The 22,611-nt window shown below is 68.6% G+C and carries 21 protein-coding genes and 1 pseudogene; 5 read left to right on the top strand and 17 right to left on the bottom strand.

Going from position 1 to position 22,611, the window contains the following annotated elements; all coding sequences use genetic code 11:
• Positions 1-62 precede the first annotated feature (62 nt).
• From OG718_RS18035 to OG718_RS18045, 3 genes are all read left to right on the top strand, one after another.
• Complete coding sequence (locus OG718_RS18035; RefSeq protein WP_143640694.1) at positions 63-470, top strand: VOC family protein; 408 nt, start codon at positions 63-65, stop codon at positions 468-470.
• Between the two features lie 24 nt (positions 471-494).
• The gene (locus OG718_RS18040) at positions 495-1,628 is read left to right on the top strand and encodes an LOG family protein (RefSeq protein ID WP_328844594.1); all 1,134 of its coding nucleotides are present in this window, start codon (positions 495-497) and stop codon (positions 1,626-1,628) included.
• A 165-nt stretch (positions 1,629-1,793) separates the two neighbouring features.
• Entirely contained in the window at positions 1,794-2,444 is a 651-nt protein-coding gene (locus OG718_RS18045; protein WP_260695450.1) for an LAETG motif-containing sortase-dependent surface protein, read from the top strand.
• Between the two features lie 186 nt (positions 2,445-2,630).
• On the opposite strand, the gene OG718_RS18050 is transcribed toward OG718_RS18045, so the two are convergent.
• From OG718_RS18050 to OG718_RS18075, 6 genes are all read right to left on the bottom strand, one after another.
• Positions 2,631-3,422: a maleylpyruvate isomerase family mycothiol-dependent enzyme gene (locus OG718_RS18050; protein ID WP_328844595.1), complete on the bottom strand. Its 792-nt coding sequence runs from the start codon at positions 3,420-3,422 to the stop codon at positions 2,631-2,633.
• Between the two features lie 10 nt (positions 3,423-3,432).
• Entirely contained in the window at positions 3,433-4,476 is a 1,044-nt protein-coding gene (locus OG718_RS18055) for an ABC transporter ATP-binding protein (protein WP_328844596.1), read from the bottom strand.
• 2 nt (positions 4,477-4,478) lie between these two features.
• Complete coding sequence (locus OG718_RS18060) at positions 4,479-6,194, bottom strand: ABC transporter permease (protein WP_443055125.1); 1,716 nt, start codon at positions 6,192-6,194, stop codon at positions 4,479-4,481.
• The gene (locus OG718_RS18065; protein ID WP_328844597.1) at positions 6,170-7,255 is read right to left on the bottom strand and encodes a thiamine ABC transporter substrate-binding protein; all 1,086 of its coding nucleotides are present in this window, start codon (positions 7,253-7,255) and stop codon (positions 6,170-6,172) included. The genes OG718_RS18060 and OG718_RS18065 overlap by 25 nt, the downstream gene beginning before the upstream one ends.
• Before the next feature lie 209 nt (positions 7,256-7,464).
• Positions 7,465-8,571 (bottom strand): 23S rRNA (adenine(2503)-C(2))-methyltransferase RlmN, encoded by a 1,107-nt coding sequence (gene rlmN / locus OG718_RS18070; RefSeq protein ID WP_328844598.1) that lies wholly within the window; start codon positions 8,569-8,571, stop codon positions 7,465-7,467.
• Between the two features lie 51 nt (positions 8,572-8,622).
• On the bottom strand, positions 8,623-9,459 hold the full coding sequence (locus OG718_RS18075) for a hypothetical protein (protein WP_328844599.1): 837 nt from the start codon (positions 9,457-9,459) through the stop codon (positions 8,623-8,625).
• Between the two features lie 283 nt (positions 9,460-9,742).
• On the opposite strand from OG718_RS18075, the gene OG718_RS18080 reads away from it, so the two are divergent.
• Positions 9,743-9,985: a hypothetical protein gene (locus OG718_RS18080; protein WP_143640681.1), complete on the top strand. Its 243-nt coding sequence runs from the start codon at positions 9,743-9,745 to the stop codon at positions 9,983-9,985.
• A 153-nt stretch (positions 9,986-10,138) separates the two neighbouring features.
• Here OG718_RS18080 and OG718_RS18085 read toward each other — a convergent pair whose 3' ends face one another.
• The 5 genes from OG718_RS18085 to rpsB form a co-directional block, all read right to left on the bottom strand.
• Positions 10,139-11,287, bottom strand: a complete 1,149-nt coding sequence (locus tag OG718_RS18085; RefSeq protein WP_328844600.1) for a phosphatidate cytidylyltransferase — start codon at positions 11,285-11,287, stop codon at positions 10,139-10,141.
• Positions 11,287-11,844 (bottom strand): ribosome recycling factor, encoded by a 558-nt coding sequence (gene frr, locus OG718_RS18090; protein ID WP_037741929.1) that lies wholly within the window; start codon positions 11,842-11,844, stop codon positions 11,287-11,289. Before frr ends, OG718_RS18085 begins: the two co-directional genes overlap by 1 nt.
• 120 nt (positions 11,845-11,964) lie before the next feature.
• A complete protein-coding gene (gene pyrH, locus OG718_RS18095) occupies positions 11,965-12,735 on the bottom strand; it encodes a UMP kinase (RefSeq protein WP_055614582.1) in 771 nt (256 codons plus the stop codon).
• A gap of 189 nt (positions 12,736-12,924) precedes the next feature.
• Entirely contained in the window at positions 12,925-13,761 is an 837-nt protein-coding gene (gene tsf / locus OG718_RS18100) for a translation elongation factor Ts (protein WP_143640679.1), read from the bottom strand.
• Between the two features lie 151 nt (positions 13,762-13,912).
• Complete coding sequence (rpsB, locus tag OG718_RS18105) at positions 13,913-14,878, bottom strand: 30S ribosomal protein S2 (protein ID WP_306937532.1); 966 nt, start codon at positions 14,876-14,878, stop codon at positions 13,913-13,915.
• A gap of 281 nt (positions 14,879-15,159) precedes the next feature.
• On the opposite strand from rpsB, the gene OG718_RS18110 reads away from it, so the two are divergent.
• On the top strand, positions 15,160-15,831 hold the full coding sequence (locus OG718_RS18110; protein ID WP_328844601.1) for a murein hydrolase activator EnvC family protein: 672 nt from the start codon (positions 15,160-15,162) through the stop codon (positions 15,829-15,831).
• Here the strand turns inward: OG718_RS18110 and OG718_RS18115 are convergent.
• The 6 genes and pseudogenes from OG718_RS18115 to OG718_RS18140 form a co-directional block, all read right to left on the bottom strand.
• On the bottom strand, positions 15,828-16,274 hold the full coding sequence (locus tag OG718_RS18115) for a PPOX class F420-dependent oxidoreductase (RefSeq protein WP_328844602.1): 447 nt from the start codon (positions 16,272-16,274) through the stop codon (positions 15,828-15,830). The two genes, OG718_RS18110 and OG718_RS18115, sit on opposite strands and share 4 nt — an antisense overlap.
• Positions 16,275-16,492: 218 nt before the next feature.
• Positions 16,493-17,050, bottom strand: coding sequence for a TetR/AcrR family transcriptional regulator (locus OG718_RS18120; protein WP_143640781.1), 558 nt, complete (start codon positions 17,048-17,050; stop codon positions 16,493-16,495).
• A 227-nt stretch (positions 17,051-17,277) separates the two neighbouring features.
• Positions 17,278-18,114, bottom strand: a complete 837-nt coding sequence (gene whiG / locus OG718_RS18125; RefSeq protein ID WP_055614587.1) for an RNA polymerase sigma factor WhiG — start codon at positions 18,112-18,114, stop codon at positions 17,278-17,280.
• A 272-nt stretch (positions 18,115-18,386) separates the two neighbouring features.
• Positions 18,387-18,890 (bottom strand): annotated as a pseudogene (locus OG718_RS18130) (DNA-processing protein DprA); the annotation flags it as partial.
• Positions 18,891-18,927: 37 nt separating this feature from the next.
• Positions 18,928-21,411, bottom strand: coding sequence for a tyrosine-type recombinase/integrase (locus tag OG718_RS18135; protein ID WP_328844603.1), 2,484 nt, complete (start codon positions 21,409-21,411; stop codon positions 18,928-18,930).
• On the bottom strand, positions 21,404-22,606 hold the full coding sequence (locus OG718_RS18140; protein ID WP_328844604.1) for a tyrosine-type recombinase/integrase: 1,203 nt from the start codon (positions 22,604-22,606) through the stop codon (positions 21,404-21,406). Before OG718_RS18140 ends, OG718_RS18135 begins: the two co-directional genes overlap by 8 nt.
• Positions 22,607-22,611: the final 5 nt, after the last annotated feature.

Raw genomic sequence — 22,611 nt, forward strand, 5'->3', positions numbered from 1 at the left:
TTTTCGACGACCCCCCGGTCTACCCCTCCGAACAGCACATCACGCGATGGGAGAGACCTCATATGTACCAGCAGATGATCTTCGTGAACCTGGCCGTGACCGACGTGGACGCCTCCAAGAAGTTCTTCACGGAGCTCGGCTACACGATCAACGAGCAGTTCTCGGACGAGAACTGCGCGTCCGTCGTGATCAGCGACACGATCGTCGCGATGCTGCTGAACAAGCAGCGCTACGCGGACTTCACGAAGAAGGAGATCGCGGACTCGACGAAGACCAGTGAGGTGCTGCTGTGTCTGAGCGCCGAGAGCCGCGAGAAGGTGGACGAGCTGGTCGACAAGGCGGTCGCGGCGGGCGGTTCGGAGACCCGCGATCCCCAGGACTACGGCCAGATGTATGGCCGCGCCTTCGACGACCCGGACGGCCACACCTGGGAGGTCATGTGGATGGACCCGGCGGTCGTCCAGGGCTGAACCGGCCGTGCTTAGCATGGGCGGGTGCAGACGAGCCCCGCCCATGCGGCCCACCACAACGACCGTGAGATCGAGACGCTGGAGGAGTTCGACGCAGTCGTCTCGTCCCGCGGCACCCTCGCCGGCTTCCGTGTCCAGTGCGTCGATCTGACGGACCGTACAAAGGAGTTGCTGGCGAGCGACGCCACCGGCGCCGTATTCCTCGGCTGTCCGATGCGGGAGAACGCCGCGGCGAAGGTCCGTGCCGACGGCGCCCTGGTCTTCCCGCCGCTCCCCGGCCTGCCCTTCGACCCGTACCGCGGTCATCTCTACCGGCCCGACGAGCTGTTCGCCTCGCTCGACAAGGGGTACGAGGAGACGCCGGACGCCCTCGCGTACGCCTGGTTCCAGCAGACGAAGACCGACGGCGACATCTACGCGTCGATGCTGCGCTCCGTCCACGACGACGCGATCTCCGACGCCCTCGACGAACTCCTGCGCGGCACACGGGTGGTGGGCGTGATGGGCGGCCACGCGCTCGGGCGCGGCACGGACGCGTACGACAGCGCCGTCCGGCTCGGCCGTGCGCTCGCGCGCGCCGGGTTCACCGTTGCGACGGGCGGCGGCCCCGGCGCGATGGAGGCGGCGAACCTCGGCGCGTACGCGGCCCCGTACGACGACACCATGCTGCACGAGGCGTGCGAACTCCTCGCGAAGTCACCGTCGTTCGTGCCGTCGGTGACCGACTGGGCGCGCGCCGCCTTCGAGGTGCGCACTCGCTGGCCGAAGGGCAACACCTCCGTGGGGATCCCCACTTGGTTCTACGGGCACGAGCCGCCGAACGCCTTCGCCTCGCACATCGCCAAGTACTTCGCCAACGCCACCCGCGAGGACGGCCTGCTGGCTCGTTCGAACGCGGGTGTGGTGTTCCTGCCCGGCGCCGCCGGAACGGTCCAGGAAATCTTCGACAACGCGACCCCCAACTACTACGAGTCCCGGGGCGAACCCACCCCGATGGTGCTGGTGAACCGGGCGCACTGGACTGAACGGCTGCCCACCTGGCCCCTGCTCCAGGCGCTCGCCCGCGACCGCTCGATGGAGTCCCGGATCGCGCTGGTCGACCGGATCGAGGAGGCACCGGAGGCACTCATCCGGTTGGCTCATGTAAATGAAAGCTAAAGCCGAGGGTCAAGACGGACAGACGGATTGACAACCCGAGACGTGGCCCAATAAACCTGTGAGGCGTCTGGGATTGCTGCTTCTTCGCAGCCACTCCCCCACCCCCCTCGTTTGTGCATCCCGTGAAGGGCAATCGTGTCCATATCTCGCCGTACCGCACGTTCCGTGCGCATTCTCGGAGTTGCCTCCGCCTCGGCCGCGCTCACGCTCGGCCTCGCCGGCAACGCGCTCGCCTGCAACATCAGTGAGTTCTCGGCCGTCGCCAAGTGCGACGGCGCCAAGGGTGTCATCAGCGTCACCGACAAGGACCCGACCGGCGTCGCGGCCACGGTCACTGTCTTCCTGGAGTCCAACGGCGCGGACGAGAAGCTCGTCGGCACCCAGGAGGTCAAGGGCTCCCGCGAGGGCGTGACCATCGACTTCTCAGAGGACTGGAAGCCGAACGCGGAGTACCGGATCCACGTCAAGGCCGGCAAGCAGGTCGACGAGGACATCAAGCCGAACCTCGTCACCCCGTCCGAGGCCTGCAAGTCCGAGGAGCCGTCGACGCCTCCGGCCACCCCGTCCCCGTCCGACGAGCCCTCCTCGCCCGTCACCGCGAAGCCGGAGTCCCCGGCGCCCTCGGAGTCGGAGAGCACCCCGGCCGCGTCGGCCGGCGGCAGCACCCCGTCTCCCGCGGGCGGCGACTCGAACCTCGCCGAGACCGGCTCCAGCTCCAACACCGGTGCCATCGCCGGGATAGCGGCCGCGCTCGTGGCGGCCGGCGCCGGCGTCATGTTCGCCCTGCGTCGCCGCGGCGCAGCGAACGGTCGCTGAGCACCGCCCGGTAGACCCAGTTCCACCAGGCGTGGCCCGCCCCCGTCCGAGGGGGCGGGCCACCGTCTCGTTTCGCGCTCCTGAAAGCGTGGGCGCAGCCCCGCTTTTGAGGGGCGCGGGGAACTGCTCGACCAGCCCCCACCGGGCCCGCACACGAAAACCCGCGCCCGAGCGGAGCGCCACCACTCAACCAAACGTGGCCCGCTCCAACCAGAAGTCCAGCAACTCCCGCTCCCCCAGAACCTCCAGCCCCCCACCGTCCGGCGCCATCCGGCGATAGAAGGCGAGCATCACCTCGGTGAGCGGCCCCCGCAGCGCGACGGTCGCCTTCTCGTGCCCGCGCCGCCAGCCGATGCCCTCGTCCTCGAACTCGATGAGCCACTCGGCGTCCAGGCCGGACTCGGTGTCGGTGGCGTGAAGGTGGATGCTGCGCCCCTCGCCCCGCAGTTCGTTCGCGGCGTCGCTCGGATACTTCTCCTGCGCGAACCGTACGATCTGCAGCCACTCGTCGATCGCGTCGGCGGCGAACTCCGGCGCCACCTCGTACGTCACCCCCGCGGCGATCGCCGCGTCGGCCCGGTGGATCACCGTCTCGTGGGTCATGCGCCGCGCCCAGAAGCCTGCCGTGTGCTCCCAGGCCCAGGACCAGGAGGCGGTGTCGGCCCCGGCGGTGCGAAAGGTCTCCGCGGCCTTCTCGGCGCCCTCGGCGAGCCAGGCGTCCAGGGCGGCGGGGTCGTCGCTCTCCGGTCCTCCGACGTCGGCCACGTGCTCGACCGGCACGTTCTTCGTCGCTCTCGTCCGCACGATGTGCTCGGACCAGCGATGTGCCTCGCCGACATGCACGGCGAGCTGCCGCAGCGTCCAGTCCGGACAGGTCGGTACGGTCGCGTCGAGGTCGGCGCCGGCGAGGTGCGACCTCAGCAGCGCGGTCTGCCCGACGATTTCGCCGCAGTAGCGGTCGTGCCCGAGTAGCGTCATGAGCCGCACCCTAGGCTCCTGGTGGCCCTCCGAGTACGACAATTTCCGCTGCGTCGAACGCCACCCCGACCTCGTCGCCCGTCTCCGGCGCGTCCCGCAGGGCACATGCCGCCTCCAGCCACGGCGCGTCCTCGGGCCGCAGCCGTACGGCGACATGGGTGCCCCGGAACGTCCGCGCGGCCACCGTGCAGCGCAGCCCCTCGGACGCCGGTACGAGGCGTACGCCGGCGGGCCTGACGAGCAGTTCGACCTCGCCCTGCCGGGCGTCCGAGGGCACCGGCAGCTTGCCCCACGGCGTGTCCGCGGCCTCCCCGCTGACGGTCGCCGCGGTCACGTTCTCGAAGCCGAGGAAGCGGGCCACGAACGCGTCGGCCGGGCGCTGCCAGACCTCAAGTGGCGTACCGGACTGAGCGATCCGGCCGTCCCGCATCACGACGACCCGGTCGGCGAGCGCGAACGCCTCCCCCTGGTCATGGGTGACCGCGAGCACGGTGGTGCCCAACTCGCCGAACAGCTGGCGGAGTTCGACCACCAGCCGTTCACGCAGCGAGCGGTCCAGCTGGCCCAGGGGTTCGTCGAGCATCAGCAGCCGGGGGCGGGGCGCGAGGGCCCGGGCGAGCGCGACGCGCTGCTGCTCCCCACCGGAGAGGGAGGCGACGGCCCGCTCACGGGCACCGGGGAGCCCCACGAGATCGAGCAACTCCCTTACACGTACGGCCTGTTGATCCTTCGACTCGCCGTGCATCCGCAGCCCGAAGGCCACGTTGCCGCCCACGTCGCGCTGCGGGAACAGCTGGTGGTCCTGGAACATCAGGCCGACGCCCCGCTTGTGCGCGGGCACGCCGTGGAGGTCGAGGCCGTCCAGGAACACCCGTCCCTCGTCCAGAGGTTGGAGACCCGCGACCGCCCGCAGCAGGGTCGACTTGCCGCTGCCGCTGGGCCCGAGAACGCACACGATCTCGTGCTCGGCGACATCGAGCCCGACGGAGTCGAGCACGGCCCGCCCGCCGAAACGTACGGTCGCGCCAACGAGTTCGAGCTTTGCGTCACGCATGGTCAGAACTCCCCGGTCCGGTCGGTGCGAAGACGTTCGAGAACCAGCAGCGCCACCGCGCACACCATCATCAAGATCGTCGAAAGGGCCATGGCCTGTCCGTAGTTGAGGTCACCGGCCCGCCCGAGCAGCCGTGCCACGGCGACCGGCAGCGTCGGGTTGTCGGGCCGCGCGATGAAGACGGTCGCGCCGAACTCGCCCAGCGACACGGCGAAGGCGAACCCGGCCGCGATCAGCAGCGCCCGCCGCACCATCGGCAGATCGACCTCGCGCCACACCCGCCACGGCGAGGCCCCGAGCACCGCGGCCGCCTCGCGCAGGCGTCCGTCCACCGCCCGCAGTACGGGCAGCATGGTCCGTACGACGAAGGGGACGCCCACCAGCGCCTGTGCGAGGGGCACGAGGATCCAGGTGCTCCGGAGGTCCAGCGGAGGCTTGTCGAGCGCGATGAGGAAGCCGAACCCGACGGTCACGGCGGAGACACCGAGCGGCAGCATCAGCAGGGCGTCGAACCCCCGTACGAGACGGCCTGCGTCCCGGCGGGTGAGGGCGGCGGCCGCGAGTCCGCCGATCAGCAGGGCGATGGCGGTGGCGGCGAGCGCGTACTGCAGCGAGTTGCCGATGGCCTCTATCGGCGGGACGAGGAAAATGCCGCCCTCGTCGCTGGTCAGCGCCTTGTAGTAGCCGAATCCGGGGGCGTCGAGGGACCGCTCGACCAGCACGGCCAGCGGCAGCACCAGCAGGACGGCGATGGTGGCGAGGACACCTGCGAGCAGCGCCCACTGCCCGGCGCCGCGCGGCCGTCGCGCCGTCACGGACGCGTCGACCAGGCGCAGGGCGGTCTCCCGCCGCCGTACCGTCCACGCGTGGACGGCGAGGATCGCGCCGACCGCCACGAACTGGACGAGGGTGAGGACGGCGGCCGTCGAGAGGTCGAAGATCTCCGAGGTCTGCCGGTAGATCTCGACTTCGAGCGTCGAGAAGGTGGGGCCGCCGAGGATCTGCACCACGCCGAACGAGGTGAAGGTGAAGAGGAAGACCATGAGCGCGGCGGCCGCGACGGCCGGCCCGAGCGCCGGAAGCGTCACCCTGCGCCAGGCGGCGAACCGTGAGGCGCCGAGCACGCGCGCGGCCTCCTCCTGACGCGGATCGAGCTGCGACCAGAGGCCGCCGACCGTACGGACGACGACCGCGTAGTTGAAGAAGACGTGCGCCAGCAGGATCGCCCACACGGTCGTGTCGAGCCGTACACCCCACAGCTCGTCCAGAAGCCCACCGCGGCCGAGGAGTGCCAGGAACGCCGTGCCGACGACCACGGTAGGCAGCACGAACGGCACGGTGACGACGGCTCGCAGGACCTGCTTGCCCCTGAAATCAAAGCGCGCGAACACATACGCGCCGGGGAGCGCGATCAGCAGTGTGAGCGCGGTCGAGGCGAGCGCCTGCCAGGTCGTGAACCACAGGACGTGCCGGATGTCGGACTGCGCGAGCACGTCGCCGATCCGCCCGAACCGCCAGACCCCGTCGATCCTGAGCCCGCGGGCCGTGATCGCCGCGACCGGGTAGGCGAAGAAGAGCCCGAAGAACGCGACGGGCAGGGCCATGAGAGCGAGCCGCGCCGCGCTCCCCGTACGCGGGCGCGTGCGGGGGCGCGGACGCCGGCTCGCGGGCGGCTCCGCCTCGGCGCGGGGCTCTACTTCAGTACGAGCGAGGTCCATGACTTGACCCACTCGTCACGGTTGTCGGCGATCTTGGCGGGGTCCAGGGTCTCGGGGTTCTCGACGGCCGGGCCGAACTTCGTGAACTCCGGGGGCACCTGGGCGACCTCACGGACCGGGTACACGAACATGTTGAGCGGCATGTCGTCCTGGAACTTCTTGGTGATCAGGAAGTCGATGAGCGCCTTGCCGCCCTTCGTGTTCTTCGCGTTGCTGAGCAGGCCCGCGTACTCGACCTGGCGGAAGCAGGTGCCGTCCGCGACACCGGTCGGCGCGGTCTTCGGCTTCGGGTCGGCGTAGATGACCTCGGCCGGCGGGGACGAGGCGTACGAGACGACGAGCGGCCGGTCGCCCTTGGCCTTCTTGCCGCCGGCGGAACCGGAGAACTCCACGTTGTAGGCCTGCTCCCAGCCGTCGACGACCTTCACGCCGTTGCTCTTGAGCTTCTTCCAGTAGTCCTGCCAGCCGTCGTCGCCGTACTTGGCGGCAGTCCCGAGCAGGAAACCGAGGCCGGGCGAGGACGTGGAGGCGTTCTCGGTGACCAGCAGGTTCTTGTACTCGGGCTTGATCAGATCGTCGAAGGACGTCGGCGGAGCCAGCTTCCGCTTGTCGAAATACGCCTTGTCGTAGTTGACGCAGATGTCGCCGGAGTCGATGGGCGTGACCCGGTGCTTGTCCTGGTCGACCCGGTACTGCGGCAGGATCAGGTCCGAGCCCTTGGCCTCGTACGACTGGAACAGCCCGTTGTCGAGCGCCCGCGACAGCAGGGTGTTGTCGACGCCGAAGAAGACGTCGCCCTGCGGGTTGTCCTTGGTGAGGATGGCCTTGTTGACGGCCGTACCGGCGTCGCCGTCCTTGAGGACCTTGACCTTGTAACCGGACTCCTTCTCGAAGTCCTTCAGTACGGCCTTGGTGTAGGCGAAGGAGTCATGGCTGACGAGGGTGACGGTCTTGGACCCGGAGCCCTCGTCGCCGGAGTCGGACGACCCGCACGCGGTGAGCGCGGCGAGGCCGAGCCCGGTGACCGCGACCACGGCCGTGAACTTCCCTGTGGTGCTCACTGAATTCCTCCTGGGGGTGACCAGGAAGAGACGCGGCCCTGCCCGGGACCTCGGTCGGGTCCCGGGCAGGGCGCAACAGCTTGAGTAGTGACCGAACTTCCTACCCAGAATGACCTGGGCAAGGTTCAGAGGGTCTGCGGGCTGTCCCGCACTCTCAGCGCTGTGGCGCTCCCCTGTCGGAATATGAAGATGTATGTACGTCCGCCAGACTACCGCTCGGTCGCCGCGAGCTGCCCGCAGGCCCCGTCGATCTCCTGACCACGGGTGTCCCGGACGGTGACGGGCACACCATGGGCGGCGATCGCCTCGACGAACGCCTTCTCGTCCTCGGGCCGCGAGGCGGTCCATTTGGAGCCGGGTGTCGGGTTCAGCGGAATCAGGTTCACATGCACGGGCTTGCCCTTGAGCATGCGCCCGAGCCGGTCACCGCGCCACGCCTGGTCGTTGATGTCCCGGATGAGCGCGTACTCGATGGAGAGCCGGCGCCCCGACTTCGCCGCGTACTCCCAGCCGGCATCCAGCACTTCCCGGACCTTCCACCGCGTGTTCACGGGCACGAGCGTGTCACGCAGCTCGTCGTCCGGTGCGTGCAGGGAGATGGCGAGACGGCACTTGAAGCCCTCGTCGGCGAAGCGGTTGATGGCAGGGACCAGACCCACCGTGGAGACGGTGATCCCCCGCTGCGACAGCCCGAGCCCGTCCGGCTCGGGGTCGGTGAGGGCCCGGATGGACTGGACGACCCGCTTGTAGTTGGCCAGCGGCTCGCCCATGCCCATGAAGACGATGTTGCTGAGCCGAGCCGGCCCGCCGGGAATCTCCCCGTCCCTCAGCGCCCGCATCCCGTCCACGATCTGGTGCACGATCTCTGCGCTGGACAGATTCCGGTCGAGACCGGCCTGCCCGGTGGCACAGAACGGACAGTTCATGCCACAGCCCGCCTGCGAGCTGATGCACATGGTGACCCGGTCCGGGTACCGCATCAGCACGGACTCGACGAGCGTGCCGTCGAAGAGCCGCCAGAGGGTCTTGCGGGTGGTGTCCTCATCGGTGGAAAGGTGCCGCACGACCGTCATCAGCTCGGGCAGCAGCGCTTCCTGCAGCTTGGCGCGCGATCCGGCGGGGATGTCGGTCCACTGCTCCGGGTCGTGCGCGTACCGTGCGAAGTAGTGCTGCGACAGCTGCTTGGCACGAAACGGCTTCTCACCGACCGCGGCAACCGCCTCTTTACGCTCGGCAGGCGTGAGATCGGCAAGGTGCCGCGGCGGCTTCTTGGCTCCGCGGGGGGCAACGAAAGTGAGTTCTCCGGGCTTAGGCATGGCTGTATCAGTGTCGCAGATCGAATCGTGTGACTTGTGCCGCCGGCAGTCTCAGCTGCGGGGCTGGGCATCCAGGAACCGGTGGACCGATTCCGTCATGCTCGCCACGAAGGAGTCGCGGGTCCGGTCGGAGACCAGTTCCAGGGACAGGTACGGGTTGAGGTCCTCCAGTTCGACGAGGAGCAGCGCGCCTTCCCGGGTGCGGCAGGCGTCCACGCGCTGGATGCCGTGGTCGAGGGTGTTCCAGTCGATGAAACGCCGGGCGAAGGCCAGGTCGGCGTCGGTGGGCTCGTAGGGCTCAAGGACCCAGCGGCGCTCGGGATCGGGGGCGTGAAGGGCGTACTGGAAGGCGTCGTCGACGTAGTAGAAGGACACTTCGTAGCGGAAGTCGATGCGCGGCTGGACCAGGATGTCGCCGTAGGCGAGGGCGCCGAGCTGCTCTCGGGGCAGGAAGGCCAGGCCTATGGAGTCCGCGCCCACCTTGGGCTTGACCGCGTACTGGCCGGCCCCGGGGAGCAGGTGCAGGTCCTCGGGCCGGTCGACGGTGGGGATGACCGGGTGTCCTGCGGCGGTCAGATCCAGCAGGTACTGCTTGCCCGCCATGTCGCCGCGTCCGGTCAACGGGTTGTAGACCCGGGTGCCGACGGCCGTCGCCCGCTCCCGGAAGGCGTCGTACTCCTTCTGGTAGTGCAGCACCGGCCCGCTGTTGCGGACCACGACCACGTCGAAGGCGTCCATCAGCGCGGCGGCGTCCAGCGGGTGGCACAGGGCGACATCGAAGGCGTCGCGCAGTCGGGAGGTCAGGAAGATGTCCTCGTCGCAGTAGCGCCGCCCCCGTGCCTGGTAGGCGAGATCGGTCACGTACAGGGCTCTACGGCGTTCCGGCATCGGGCATCTCCTTGAGCGGTGCGACAAACCTACCCATCCCTCGGGTCACGACCTCGGGCAGGCGCGTGGTCGTGAGCTGCCGACGGGCCCAAGTTCGATGCCGCGGGAGGCCTGGCTCTGTCCCAAGGGCCACACCTGGACCTACAATCGAACTCGTGTACGAATACCTGTCTCGCCCGGATCAAGCACGCACGCCTCCCCCACCGACGCCCGGGCGGAAGCTCGCCGCGCGACCAGTGGGCGGCAGACGCGCCCCCACCCCCTATGGCTTCCGCGGTGAGCTGTGAACCGCGAACAGTCACAGCCTGAAGGCGAGGGCACCGCGCCCATCGTCGTGCATCGCGCGGCCGGCACCGGCGGCCGCCGGGTGTCGATCCGCTCCCGGGTCGCCGGCCTCGCCCACAGCGACGCCGACCTGATCGAGTTCCTGCGCCGCGCGGGCCTGCCGGACGCGTGGGAGCTGCTGGAGGATCCGCACTGGGTGGACTGGCAGGGCGGCCGACCGCACGAATACGGCACGGACTGACATCGGCGCAGACCAGGGCCCTCCCGTTCGAGTGGCCCGGACATCCGGCATGCGTACGGCAGACATACGTCAGGGGCTCGCCGTCCACTTGGACGACGAGCCCCTCGTACCGCGAAACCGCAGACCGCGAACCTCGGTGTCAGCTCCCGACGATCAGCTACCGACGAACAGCACGAGCAGCAGCCACACCACCGGAGCCGTGGGCAGCAGCGAGTCCAGGCGGTCCATGATGCCGCCGTGCCCCGGCAGCAAGGTGCCCATGTCCTTGATTCCGAGGTCGCGCTTGATCATCGACTCGCCGAGGTCGCCGAGCGTGGCGCTGGCCGCGACCGCGAGGCCGACGATCAGCCCCTGCCACCAGGTGCCGCCGTCGATGAGGAACTGCATGCACAACGCGCCCGCCACCATGGCGAAGGCGAGCGCGCCCAGCAGGCCCTCGCGGGTCTTGCCGGGGCTGATGCGCGGGGCGAGCTTGTGCTTGCCGAAGCGCCAGCCGACGGCGTACGCGCCCGTGTCACTGACCACGGCCAGCAGCAGGAACGTGAGCACCCGCCGCGCACCGTCGTCCGCGGTGAGCATCATCGCCACGAACGTGGCGAGGAACGGAATGTAGAAGGCGGCGAAGACTCCCGCGGTGACGTCCTTGAGGTACCCCTCGGGCGGTTCGGTCATCCGCCAGACCAGGACCGCGAGCGCGGTGAGCGCCATCGCCACCCAGGCACCCTCGGCACCCCGGACGTATCCGGCGATCACCATCGCGGCACCGCCGACCGCCAGCGGCACGAGCGGCGCCTTGATGCCCTTCTGCTCCGCGAGCCGCGACGTGAGCTCCCACAGGCCGACCACGACGGCGACCGTTATCACCCCGACGAAGGCGGCCTTGACGACGAACAGCGACGCGACGATCACGGCACCGAGCCCGACCCCGACCCCTATGGCAGCGCCCAGGTCGCGGCCCGCGCTCTTCTTCTGCGGCGCGGGTGCGGGTTGTGCGGCGCTGGACATGGGCTCCTGCGGATTCTGCGACTGGTGGGACGGCACCTGAGAGGACGGATCCTGGTGCGGCGGCGTCCGAGGCGCCTCGTCGCGGAACAGGGGGCCGCCCGTCCGAGCAGCCCCCCGGTCGTCATCCTGGTCTCCGCCATGCGCGGGTACGTCGGGCACGATGGGCATGGGGCGAGTCTGCTGCGCGTTGTACGCATCGTAGGCGGGACCCGCCGGGGCAGCCCCCTGGACAGGCCCCTGGTCGGACGGCCCCCAGTACCCGGCTTGTGGCGGCGCCTCCCAGGAAGAGTCGTTCATCAGACCTCGAGCAGCTCTGCTTCCTTGTGCTTGAGCAGCTCGTCCACCTGAGCGACGTACTTCGCCGTGGTGTCGTCGAGCTCCTTCTCCGCACGGCGGCCCTCGTCCTCGCCGACCTCGCCGTCCTTGATCAGCTTGTCGATGGCGTCCTTGGCCTTGCGGCGCACGGAGCGGATCGAGATCTTGGAGTCCTCGGCCTTGGTGCGCGCGACCTTGATGTAGTCCTTGCGGCGCTCCTCCGTCAGCTCGGGGAACACCACCCGGATGATATTGCCGTCGTTGCTCGGGTTGACTCCGAGGTCGGAGTCACGGATCGCCTGCTCGATGTTGCGCAGCGCGCTCTTGTCGAACGGGGTCACCACGGCCATACGCGGCTCGGGCACCGAGAACGAGGCCAGCTGGTTGATCGGCGTCAGCGCGCCGTAGTAGTCCGCCACGATCTTGTTGAACATCGCCGGGTGCGCACGGCCGGTGCGGATCGCGGCGAAGTCCTCCTTGGCGACCACGACGGCCTTCTCCATCTTCTCCTCGGCCTCGAGGAGGGTCTCTTCGATCACCACTTGCTCCTGCGTGTCTTGAGTAGGCCCGGCTGCGGTTCCTTGGCGGGTAGGCGGCCGGCTGCGTCGCGTCTTATTCCTGCACGGTTCCCGACCGGCAGGACATTGTCCATCCCCCGGTCAGGCCCGACTGCCCTGGTCACCCACAAGCGTGCCGATCTTCTCACCCTTGACCGCCCGCGCGATATTGCCCTCGGCCAGAAGCTCGAAGACGAGGATCGGGAGCTTGTTGTCGCGGCACAGGGTGATCGCGGTCATGTCGGCGACCTTGAGGTCGCGGGTGATGACCTCGCCGTAGCTGAGCGAGTCGAACTTGACCGCTTCGGGGTTGGTCTTCGGGTCGGAGTCGTAGACCCCGTCCACACCGTTCTTGCCCATCAGCAGAGCCTCGGCGTCGATCTCCAGGGCGCGCTGGGCGGCGGTGGTGTCGGTGGAGAAGTAGGGCATGCCCATGCCCGCACCGAAGATGACCACACGGCCCTTCTCCAGGTGCCGCACGGCCCGCAGCGGGATGTACGGCTCGGCGACCTGCCCCATGGTGATGGCGGTCTGCACGCGCGAGTCGATGCCCTCCTTCTCCAGGAAGTCCTGGAGGGCCAGGCAGTTCATGACCGTGCCGAGCATGCCCATGTAGTCGGAGCGGGCCCGGTCCATGCCGCGCTGCTGGAGTTCGGCACCGCGGAAGAAGTTGCCGCCGCCGATGACGACGGCGATCTGGGCACCGCCGCGGACCACCGCGGCGATCTCCCGGGCCATTTTGTGCACCACGTCGGGGTCGACGCCGAGTGCCCCGCCACCGGCGAACGCCTCGCCGGAAAGCTTCAGCAGGAAGCGGCCGGCGCCCTTGCCGGTGTCGCTCTTTTCGTCCTTGTCGGCCTTGGTGGTGGTCATGGAGATCTCGCCTCTTCTACGTGTCGCACATACAAAGAAGGCCATTGCCGGTGGGGTGTTGGTGGCAACCCATGCGCGGCAATGGCCTCCTCGTCAGATCTGCTGTCGACCGTCACGCACACGCGTGATGGCGTACGCGGACGACTGCTGTCGACCCTATCGGGGTCGTGCGTCGATCGCGGTACGGACTCAGATGCCGACCTTGATGCGTACGAAACGCTTCAGGGTGACACCGGCCTCGTCCAGGATCTTCTGGACGGACTTCTTCTGGTCGAGCGCGTACGGCTGACCGAGAAGGGTGGCTTCCTTGAAGAAGCCGTTGACGCGACCCTCGACGATCTTCGGGAGGGCGGCCTCGGGCTTGCCCTCGGCGCGGGTGGTCTCCTCGGCGACGCGACGCTCGGACTCGACGACCTCGGCCGGAACGTCCTCACGGGAGAGGTACTTCGGCGCGAAGGCGGCGATGTGCTGCGCGATGCCCTTGGCGAGGTCGGCGTCGGCCTTGTCCAGCTCGACCAGGACACCGATCTGCGGGGGCAGGTCGGGCATGGTGCGGTGCATGTACGAGCCGACGTAGGCGCCGGAGAACTGCGCGAAGCGGTCCAGGACGATCTTCTCGCCCAGGTTCGCGTTGGCCTCGTCGACGTACGCCTGGACCGTCTTGCCGGCCTCGATCTCGGACGCGAGCAGCGCCTCGAGGTCGGCCGGGGAGGTCTTGGTGACGTGCTCGGCGATCGTGTTGGCGACAGCCTGGAACCTCTCGCCCTTGGCGACGAAGTCCGTCTCGCACTTCAGCTCGACCAGGACGCCCGAGGTGTTGTCGTCGGCGATGATGGAAACCACGGCGCCGTTCTCGGCGGAGCGGCCCTCGCGCTTGGCGACGCCCTTCTGGCCCTTGATGCGCAGCGCCTCGACGGCCTTGTCGACGTTGCCGTCGGCCTCGTCCAGCGCCTTCTTGCAGTCCATCATGCCGGCGCCGGTGAGCTCGCGGAGCTTCTTGACGTCAGCGGCGGTGTAGTTCGCCATGATCTGTGAATCTCTTCTCGGAGTTCGAAGTCTCGAAGTCGGCGTCCGCCGCTGATCGGGCGGGCGTCCACCGAAGATCTACGGTCTGGGGGTGAACGGCGGGCGGCGCCCTTGGCACCGCCCGCCGTCACTCAACCGTGACGCTGGTTCGTCAGGCCTGCTCGGCGGCCTCGGCCGGCTTCTCGGCCTCGGCCTCAGCAGCGGCGGGAGCCTCGGCGACGGGAGCCTCGGCAGCGGCCGGAGCCTCCGCCTCGGCGGCCGCGGGGGCCTCCTCGGCGGCAGGGGCCTCAGCAGCAGGCGCCTCGGCGGCGGGAGCCTCGGCGGTGGCCTCGTCGGCCTTCTTCTCGCCACCCTCGAGCAGGTCGCGCTCCCACGCGGCGAGCGGCTCGCCCGCGGCCTTGTCACCCTCGGCGGCCTTGCCGGCACCGGAACGGGAGATGAGGCCCTCGGCGACGGCGTCGGCGATCACGCGGGTGAGCAGGGTGACGGAGCGGATCGCGTCGTCGTTGCCCGGGATCTTGTAGTCGACCTCGTCGGGGTCGCAGTTCGTGTCGAGGATGGCGACGACCGGAATGTTGAGCTTCCGGGCCTCACCGACCGCGATGTGCTCCTTCTTGGTGTCCACGATCCAGACGGCGCTGGGAACCTTGGACATCTCGCGGATACCACCGAGGGTCTTCTCAAGCTTGGCCTTCTCGCGCGAGAGCACGAGAAGCTCCTTCTTGGTCAGACCGGACGCGGCGACGTCCTCGAAGTCGATCTGCTCAAGCTCCTTGAGGCGCTGCAGACGCTTGTAGACGGTGGAGAAGTTGGTGAGCATGCCGCCCAGCCAGCGCTGGTTGACGTAGGGCATGCCGACGCGGGTCGCCTGCTCGGCGATCGCCTCCTGCGCCTGCTTCTTCGTGCCGACGAACATGACCGTGCCGCCGTGGGCGACGGTCTCCTTGACGAACTCGTAGGCGCGGTCGATGTACGACAGCGACTGGAGCAGGTCGATGATGTAGATGCCGTTGCGCTCCGTGAAGATGAATCGCTTCATCTTCGGGTTCCAACGACGGGTCTGGTGACCGAAGTGGACGCCGCTTTCCAGCAGCTCCCGCATCGTGACGACGGCCATGGCCGTTCTCCTTGAGTTTCTCGGTTGTGCCGCGCGTGCCGGACGGCACTCGCGCCTGACGCCCGCGATGCGCCTTGCCGCTAGGGACCGAGAGGCGCTGACACCGGCTGTTTGAGGGCCTGGTGTCGGGGCGTGCGAAGTCGACCCGGTGACCCGGATCGCCACAAGAAGTGTACGGGACCCGCGAGGTGCCGGGTGACGCCGCTGTCCACAACCGACCGGTACTCCACAGATCCTGGCCATGATCCACTTTTTTCCACCGAGCACGGGACCGTTCTCGCATGCGAGAAGACCGATCGACGCGTACGTGGCTGACGCTGCTGCTGGCCCTGATGGTGGCCGCCGTGGGCGCCGGGGGTGCCGCTCTCCCCGCGGCGACCGCCCTCGACGGCGGTCCCGGCGGTGGCCGCGGTGGCGGTCCCGGCAGCGATCCCGACGGCAGTTCGCCCCCGGCGGCTCCACCCGCCGACACACCGGTGCCCGCCATCGGCCGCGCCTGGCCGGTGGGCCTGCGTCCATCGGTGATACGCGGCTGGGAACCCCCGGCCACCACCTACGGCCGTGGCCACCGCGGCGTCGATCTCACCGCGGCCCCCGGCACCCCGGTCCGCGCGGTGGCTCCCGGCCGCGTGTCCTTCGCGGGCCGGGTCGCGGGCCGTGGAGTCGTCTCGGTGGAGCTGAACGGCACGGGAGACCCACCCCTGCGCACGACCTACGAGCCGGTGCGGGCGACGGCGAAAAGGGGCGCGGAGGTGGCGGCGGGCGAGGTGATCGGCGTAGTGGAACCGACGGGTTCCCACTGCCCGGCGTCCTGCCTGCACTGGGGACTGCGCCGGGCCGACACCTACCTGGATCCCCTGTCCCTGCTGCCGCCATGGCTGCTCGGCCGTGGTCCGTCACGGCTGCTGCCGGTCATCGGAGTGCCCGAGTCCGGGGCACGGGCCGTGCCCTAGCTCGGGTCCGGCCGACCGGACGGCGGCACCTCGTGGACCGACCGACGCGACGGGTACCACTCCGCGCCCACCGGACGGCCCGCCATGTTCCAACTCCAGGAGAGGGTCGGCGTGATGCGCACATAGAGCCCCGGGCCGACCATCCCCACACGCTCGACGGGTTCATCGGCGATGCCGTAGACCCGGACGCCTCGTGCGACGAACGGATTGAGGGACACCAGATCGTCGATGACGAGGGCCACCTCGTGGTGGCCGCCCCGGATGTTGCGGAACTTACGGGTCCCGGCGACCGACGAGCCGCTGCCGCCGACCCAGAAATGCGTGCCGTCGTATTCGAAGGCGAGCGGGACCACGTCGGGCTGCCGGCCGTCGGGAGACAGTGTCGCGACGCGCGCGAGCGGCTGTGACCGCATGTAGGCGATCTCTTCGTCGGTGAACGACATGACAACCTCCGGGCCTACGTTTCGAAAGGGGCGCAACCATCCCAGAGGGAAGTGGCCTCCACCCCCATACGAACGGCATCCCGCCAAATCGACACCGACCGACACGCCTGAGAGGCACCCCGGCCGGCAGCGGCCGGAGGGACACCGGCCGTCCGACGCGGGAGGGATCCTGACCGTCCGACGCCGGAGGACTCCCGGCCGTCCGAGGTCGGAGGGACTCAGCCCTGGACGCCCCGCAGGGCCATCGCCACCGCGGCATCGGTGATCACACCGGGATCCTCGGCCGCACCGATCTCGATCCTGCGCACGGCCGCGTCCACGATCCCCTGGAGGAGCATCGCGGCCATCCGCGGCTGTTCGTGCCCGATGTCCCGCAGCGCCTCCACGATCATCGCGACGAGTCCCCCGTGAGCCGCGCGGATCTTCTCGCGCGCACCCGCGTCGAGCTCGCTCGCGGAGATCGCCACGACGGCCCGGTGACGCCGGTCGCCGACGAGACCGAGTTGCCGGCGGACGTACGCCTCGACCTTGCCCTCGGGCGTACCGGCCAGCGCCATCGCCGCCTCGACCTCGGCCGCCCACACCGGGAAGTCGACCTCGCAGAGTTCTTCGACGACGGCCGCCCGCGACCGGAAGTACTCGTACACGGAAGACCGCGCCAGACCCGTCCGCTCGGCGAGTGCCGGGAACGTCAGCGCCTCCGTCCCGCCCTCGGACAGCAGTGACCGTGCCGCGTCCAGCAGGGCGGCTCGCTGCATCGACCGGTGCTCGGCCACGGAGGCCGCTCGAATCCTTGGCACGCTCCCACTTTACGGATGCCCCGCCCAAGACGGGAGGGTCTCGCCCCTCAGGGCTTGATCCCTGGGTCCCCGGCCGAAAGAAGTCCCACTTCAGAGGCGCTACGGCCGGCAGCATCCGGCTTCACCTCACGCGCCCCCGCAGGGCACCGCCCCGCGCCGGAGGCAGGGACGATTCAGCGAGATCAGCATTCGAGGAAACGAGATCAGCGCCCGAAACTCGCCAGCTTGGCCCGCAGCTGGAGGACGGACTTGGTGTGGATCTGGCTGACCCGGCTCTCCGTCACTCCGAGGACATTGCCGATCTCGGCGAGCGTGAGCCCTTCGTAGTAGTAGAGCGTGACGACGGTCTTCTCGCGCTCGGGCAGCGTGTTGATGGCCCGCGCCAGGAAGCGCCGCAGTTCCCGGTCCTCGGCGACCTCCACGGGATTGTCGGCCGCGGTGTCCTCAAGGGTGTCCATCAGGCTCAGCCGGTCGCCGCCCTCGCCGCCGACGTGCAGCAGCTCCTCCAGGGCCACCACGTTCGCCAGCGACAACTGGCTGAACACCGCATGCAGTTCGTCGACCGCGATGCCCATCTCGCCGGCCACCTCGCACTCCGACGGCGTACGCCGCAGCCGTGCCTCCAGCGTCGCGTAGGCCCGCTCGACATTGCGCGCCTTCTGCCGCACGGACCGCGGGATCCAGTCGAGCGCTCTCAGCTCGTCGATCATCGCGCCCCGGATCCGCGTGATCGCGTACGTCTCGAACTTGATCTCACGCTCGATGTCGAACTTCTCGATGGCGTCGATCAGCCCGAACACTCCCGACGAGACGAAGTCCGCCTGCTCCACATTGGGCGGCAGCCCCACACTCACCCGGCCCGCGACGTACTTCACCAGCGGCGAGTAGTGCAGGATCAGCTGCTCGCGCAGTCGCTCGTCGCCCGTGGTCTTGTACGACCTCCACAGCTCGTCGAGCGTCGAGGGGGCGGGCGGCCGCACGCCGCCGCGGGCAGCGGGGGTAACAGCCGCCCGGTCAGACCCGGAGGTGTGCTGGGGCATTCGTCGCCTTGTGCCGTTCTGCCGTGAACTGGGGGTGCCTGAGTGAGCTGTCGGTCTGATGTCGAGTTGCCTGTCTGAGTCGGAATCCTCGTGAGCGTAGCGTGACTGAGGAGTCGCAGTGTGCGAAGGGCGAGGGATCCACCGTGCGCAGATACGTTCCGCTGGGCGCCCCTCAGGGTCACGACCGTCGCCGTGCGTAATCATCGCTGAGCGCCAACTACGGGAATTGCCAAGGGTTTCGGGGGGTCGCCCGGACGGCCGAACACTCTCGGTCAGCATGGCCCCCGATCCTTGTCGACGGAGATAGTGGCCTGGCGTGTCAACTTCCAGCCGTCGCCGTGTCGTTCGACGAACCCAAGTGAGCGGAGTTCGTACAGTCTCGCGACCGCGTCGTCCGCCGTCGTTCCGGCGCCCCTGGCCGTGTCCTGCGGCGACGCGGTCCCGTGGGCCGGCAGCGCGGCCAGCACACGGGCGGCGGCTGGGTCCAGGAGGTCGCGCGGCAGCACCGGCCCACGCCGGTCCGGCGCCAGCTCGCCCATGTCGCCGACCAGCTCCGCCACTTCCGCGGCGTCGGTGACCAGCGCCGCCTCTCCGCGCAGCAGTTCGTGCACCCCCGCCGAGAGCGCGCTGGTGGCCGGGCCGGGCACCCCCATCGCGTACCGGCCCAACCGCTGAGCGGCTCGGGCGGTGACCAGGGCGCCGCTGCGGTACGCCGCCTCGACGACCACCGTGCCGCGGGTCAACGCCGCGATGACTCGGTTGCGCAGGATGAACCTTCTCTGCACTTCACTCTGCGGGGTGATGATCGGGCAGCTAGGGCTGTTCTGGTCGAGGTCGCGGCAGCCCGATATCGACTGGCGCTCGGCGTGTGAGCCGTGCCGCGTCCGCTTGCTTGGTGCGAAGGAAGGTCAGGGTCATGTCGATGCCTTCGATCTCTCCGAGCCAGTCCTCTTGTTCCGCGCGCTTGCGTCGCAGGAGGAGGTCCTTCTCCAACTCGGCCAGCCTGGGCAGCATCTTGGGATTGACCTGGAGCATCGGGCATCGGATGCAAGCGTGCTCATGCTGGCAGGGCGATCCGTAGGGACGAGCGCAGTTCCCCAACTCGACCTTCCGCTTGTCGAAGTGCTCTTCAAATTCAGTCCACTCGTCGGCGGTGACGTCTGCGTACTCGGTCTCGGGCCGCAGAGATCGGCGGTGGTTGAGGAACTTCTGGTAGTGGCTGACGATGTCCTCGGCGAAGACCGCGACGTAACCCTGTGTGGTTTGCAGATTCAGGTGGCCAAGTAGAGCGGCTCCGATGTGGATGGGCAGGCCGCCATTGACGATGTCGGTGGCGAACAGCCGGCGGAAGTCGTGCGGGGTGAACTTCGCGGCGAAGGTCTTGCTGGTCTTGGCGATCTCCTCGCAGGTGCGGCCGAGCATGTTGAGGACAGTGGTGGGTGACATGACGCCGCGACTGGTCCCGATCTGCCGTTGAAAGAGGAACGGCATGGGCTCTGACCAGGTCTTTTCGTGTCCGTCGTAGCGGGTGAGCAAGGGAACCGTGCGGCTGTTGCGGGTGTGGCGGCGCACGACCTGGGCGACCGTGTGGAACAGCTCGGCGGACATCGGGATGACCCGCTCACGTTCACTCTTGGATGGAGCGATCACCAAGAGGGCGATCACCTCGCCGTTCGGCCGCTGGTATTGCCGGATGCTGAGGTGGGTGAGTTCAACGAGCTCCTCGACCCGGATGCCACTGTGCCGCAAGATCTCGACTGCGGCCCACTCCCAGAAGGCAGAGTCCTCGGCCATGGTCACGTTGATCATGTCGCCGGAGGGGGCGAAGACCCGGAGGGGCAGCTCGATACCAAGGTTCAGCAGGCGCCGGTCCTGACGGGAGTCGGTGCGACGGTAGTGGAGTCCGTTGAGGGTGAACTCGCCGCCGAGCGGAACGTCGGCCCCGGCTTCCAGTAGGGATGCCAGGTGCTCGTGCCGTGCCTCGACGTGCTGGACGAGGATCGGCAGAAGGGGCTGGCGGACCCGGGTCCGTTCGGCCATGCGCCGGTTGATCTCGCGGCGGCGTTTGCCGAAGCCCTTGAGGTCCTTGGGCTGGATGGGGCAGGGGGCCACCCATTGCGCCCATCGTTCCGGTTCCTCGATGGCCCAGCTGTGCAGGTCGACGTAGAAGCCGCGGATCGCCAAGAGGATGGAAGCGACGTCCTTGCGGACCCTGTTCTTCTCCTTCCCCCAGAACTGGAGGTCGGCTCGCCACTGGTCGTAGAGATCCGTGCTGAGTACGAGGTCCTGCTGATCGGGGTTGAGTTCTTCGATCTTGGCCCAGAAATGGCTGGCCAGATGGCGGGCGAGGCCTTCGGTGGTGATGTAGTCGGTGTCAGCCCGTCGCCGGACGAGATAGTCGATCAGTAGCTGGCGGATGCCCTGGTGCTTGATCCCGTAGCGGTCGACCATCTCCTCGATCGTGTACTGACCGTTGTAGATGAACGTCCGCAAGGTCGGCGGTGTCCCGTCGGGAAAGTGCCCCATCGCGTGCAGGACTTCCCAAGCTCCGCGAGCCGCGAAGCGGGTCTCCTTGTTGTGGGTGCTGGCGCCGTGCGTGAGTCTCAGGCGGCGGCACTCGAGCGAGTAGTGCAGCAGTGCGGCCGGCGTCAGGTGTTCCAGGTCGATGCCCTGAACGGTCAACGCGCAGGTCAGATCGAACCTCGCGCGGAGCCGATGGTTGTTGTTGAAGTGCTCGGTCGCGTCGACCGCGGCGAAGAAGGCGTCCAGATGAGGGTCATTCTGGAGCTTGCGGAAGGGCTCGGCGAAGTCTAGAAACTTGTTGGCCCGAAACCCGGATAACGAGGGCTGGATCAGCCGGGTGCCGAAGGCCCACTTCGCCGCGGAGATGAGGTCGGAGCCGTCGAAGCGGCTCTCCGGTCGGCCAAGGATGTTGACCGACTGCGCGTTCTCCTCGTTGAACCCGCTTGCCTCCCACCGTTCCTGCCAGGTCTCCCCCGGCAGTGTCTCCAGGTGCCCGAGCAACAGCCGGAGCCCTCGTCGGCGCTTCTCTGCCAAGGAGCTGGTCCGCCCCTTCAAGGTGGAGGTCGCCAGGTAGCAGAGGTCCTCGATGGAGGACCGCGACAAGTCGCCGAACGGGGCCGGCGGGTTCTCCGGCCGCGGCGCCGGGGCCGCCTTGACCTGTGCGCTGGAGAACCGGGTGCCACGAGGCTCCGGCAGTTCGGCGTCACGGTCGCGGTAGTTCGTGCGCCGGTTGCGGACGGTGTAGCTGCCGAAGGTGAGCTCCTGACTAGGCACCGAATACCGCCTTCACGTCCTCGGGGTCGTAGCCGGGTGCGTAACTCCGCTCAACACGGGGCCGGTTGTAGTGCTCCTGGAGGGCGTCGAAGAGATCCTCGACGCGTTGGTGCAGGTAGAGGCCCGTAGTGGCCAGGTCGGAGTGGCGCATGATGGCCCGGACCTGGGCGAGGGTGAGGGCGGGATCGTTGGCCATCCGCTGGGCAGCGGTGTGCCGTAGGTCGTGCAGGGTCCAGTTGGTGCGGAGTCTGTCGTTGACGCGCTGAACGACGCGGCGCATCGCCCAGTAGGTCAGCGGCTTGTCCGGGCCGCGGCGGGTGCGGAACACCGGCTGGTCCGCGGGTGGCAGGCCGGTCTGATCGATGTAGGCGGCGAGCACCACCAGGGCCTGCGGGCTGGCCGGCACGGGTTCCTTCTCGTCCGTCCCCTTGGAAATGACGTAGAAGATCTGCTTGGGCCAGTTGATGTCACCCGGGGTGACCCCGAGCAGTTCACCGGCGCGGGCGCCGCTGGAGACATAGAGCAGGACGGCAGCACGGTCGCGGTCATGGGTCATGGCCTCGAAGAACTCGTCCCACATCGCGTCGGGAATGGCTCGCGGGTCCGTCTTGGGAACCCTCTGGCGCAGGCGTGTGCGGCGGAACTTCGCCGGCGCTTCCATGGGGTTGTGGTGGGCGAGAGCTCGGCGGCGGGCCAGGGACTCGGGGACCGGGTTGATCAGCGGGCCACGGTTGGTGAGGCGATAGAAGTTGTAGAAGCTGCTGACCACCGTCAGGGCATGGTTGATCGTCCTGGGCGAGTACCCCGCCTTGAGGTAGGGCTTGCCGGTCCGGACGTTCACGGACCCGGGCCGAGGAGCCTTCGGGTTGCTGCGGCGGCGCTGTGGGTTCGGGATTACGCGGAGCCAGCCCACCATCGCGGTGACCTCGGCCTCGGTGGCCTTCTCCCAGGAGAGGCCGAGCAGCCACAGGATGCGGAACCAGCGGAGCAAGTCGTAGGCGTAACTCCGGCAGGTCAGCGGCCTGTTGTCATCAAGCGAGAGCTGCCGGAGGTAGGTCATCACGGGCTTGAACGGCTCTCCGGTGGCATCGAGCATGCCGTACGGCGGATGCACAGTACGGAGCTGTACGACCGAGCCGATTCGAGGGACGGATACCCGTCCCTCGATCAGTTCTCGGTATGGATCGTCGGACACGTTGA

Origin of the sequence: Streptomyces sp. NBC_00258 (genome assembly GCF_036182465.1) — a bacterium.
Classification (GTDB): domain Bacteria; phylum Actinomycetota; class Actinomycetes; order Streptomycetales; family Streptomycetaceae; genus Streptomyces.

Bases quoted from the DNA above. Each gene is read 5' to 3' on its own strand.
- OG718_RS18050 (WP_328844595.1), bottom strand. From the start codon at position 3,422: ATGACGCTACTCGGGCACGACCGCTACTGCGGCGAAATCGTCGGGCAG.
- OG718_RS18035 (WP_143640694.1), top strand. From the start codon at position 63: ATGTACCAGCAGATGATCTTCGTGAACCTGGCCGTGACCGACGTGGAC.
- OG718_RS18055 (WP_328844596.1), bottom strand. From the start codon at position 4,476: ATGCGTGACGCAAAGCTCGAACTCGTTGGCGCGACCGTACGTTTCGGC.
- rpsB (WP_306937532.1), bottom strand. From the start codon at position 14,878: ATGGCCGTCGTCACGATGCGGGAGCTGCTGGAAAGCGGCGTCCACTTC.
- OG718_RS18075 (WP_328844599.1), bottom strand. From the start codon at position 9,459: ATGCCGGAACGCCGTAGAGCCCTGTACGTGACCGATCTCGCCTACCAG.
- OG718_RS18060 (WP_443055125.1), bottom strand. From the start codon at position 6,194: ATGGACCTCGCTCGTACTGAAGTAGAGCCCCGCGCCGAGGCGGAGCCG.
- OG718_RS18085 (WP_328844600.1), bottom strand. From the start codon at position 11,287: ATGAACGACTCTTCCTGGGAGGCGCCGCCACAAGCCGGGTACTGGGGG.
- OG718_RS18115 (WP_328844602.1), bottom strand. From the start codon at position 16,274: ATGTCGTTCACCGACGAAGAGATCGCCTACATGCGGTCACAGCCGCTC.
- pyrH (WP_055614582.1), bottom strand. From the start codon at position 12,735: ATGACCACCACCAAGGCCGACAAGGACGAAAAGAGCGACACCGGCAAG.
- rlmN (WP_328844598.1), bottom strand. From the start codon at position 8,571: ATGCCTAAGCCCGGAGAACTCACTTTCGTTGCCCCCCGCGGAGCCAAG.
- whiG (WP_055614587.1), bottom strand. From the start codon at position 18,114: ATGCCCCAGCACACCTCCGGGTCTGACCGGGCGGCTGTTACCCCCGCT.
- tsf (WP_143640679.1), bottom strand. From the start codon at position 13,761: ATGGCGAACTACACCGCCGCTGACGTCAAGAAGCTCCGCGAGCTCACC.
- OG718_RS18110 (WP_328844601.1), top strand. From the start codon at position 15,160: ATGCGAGAAGACCGATCGACGCGTACGTGGCTGACGCTGCTGCTGGCC.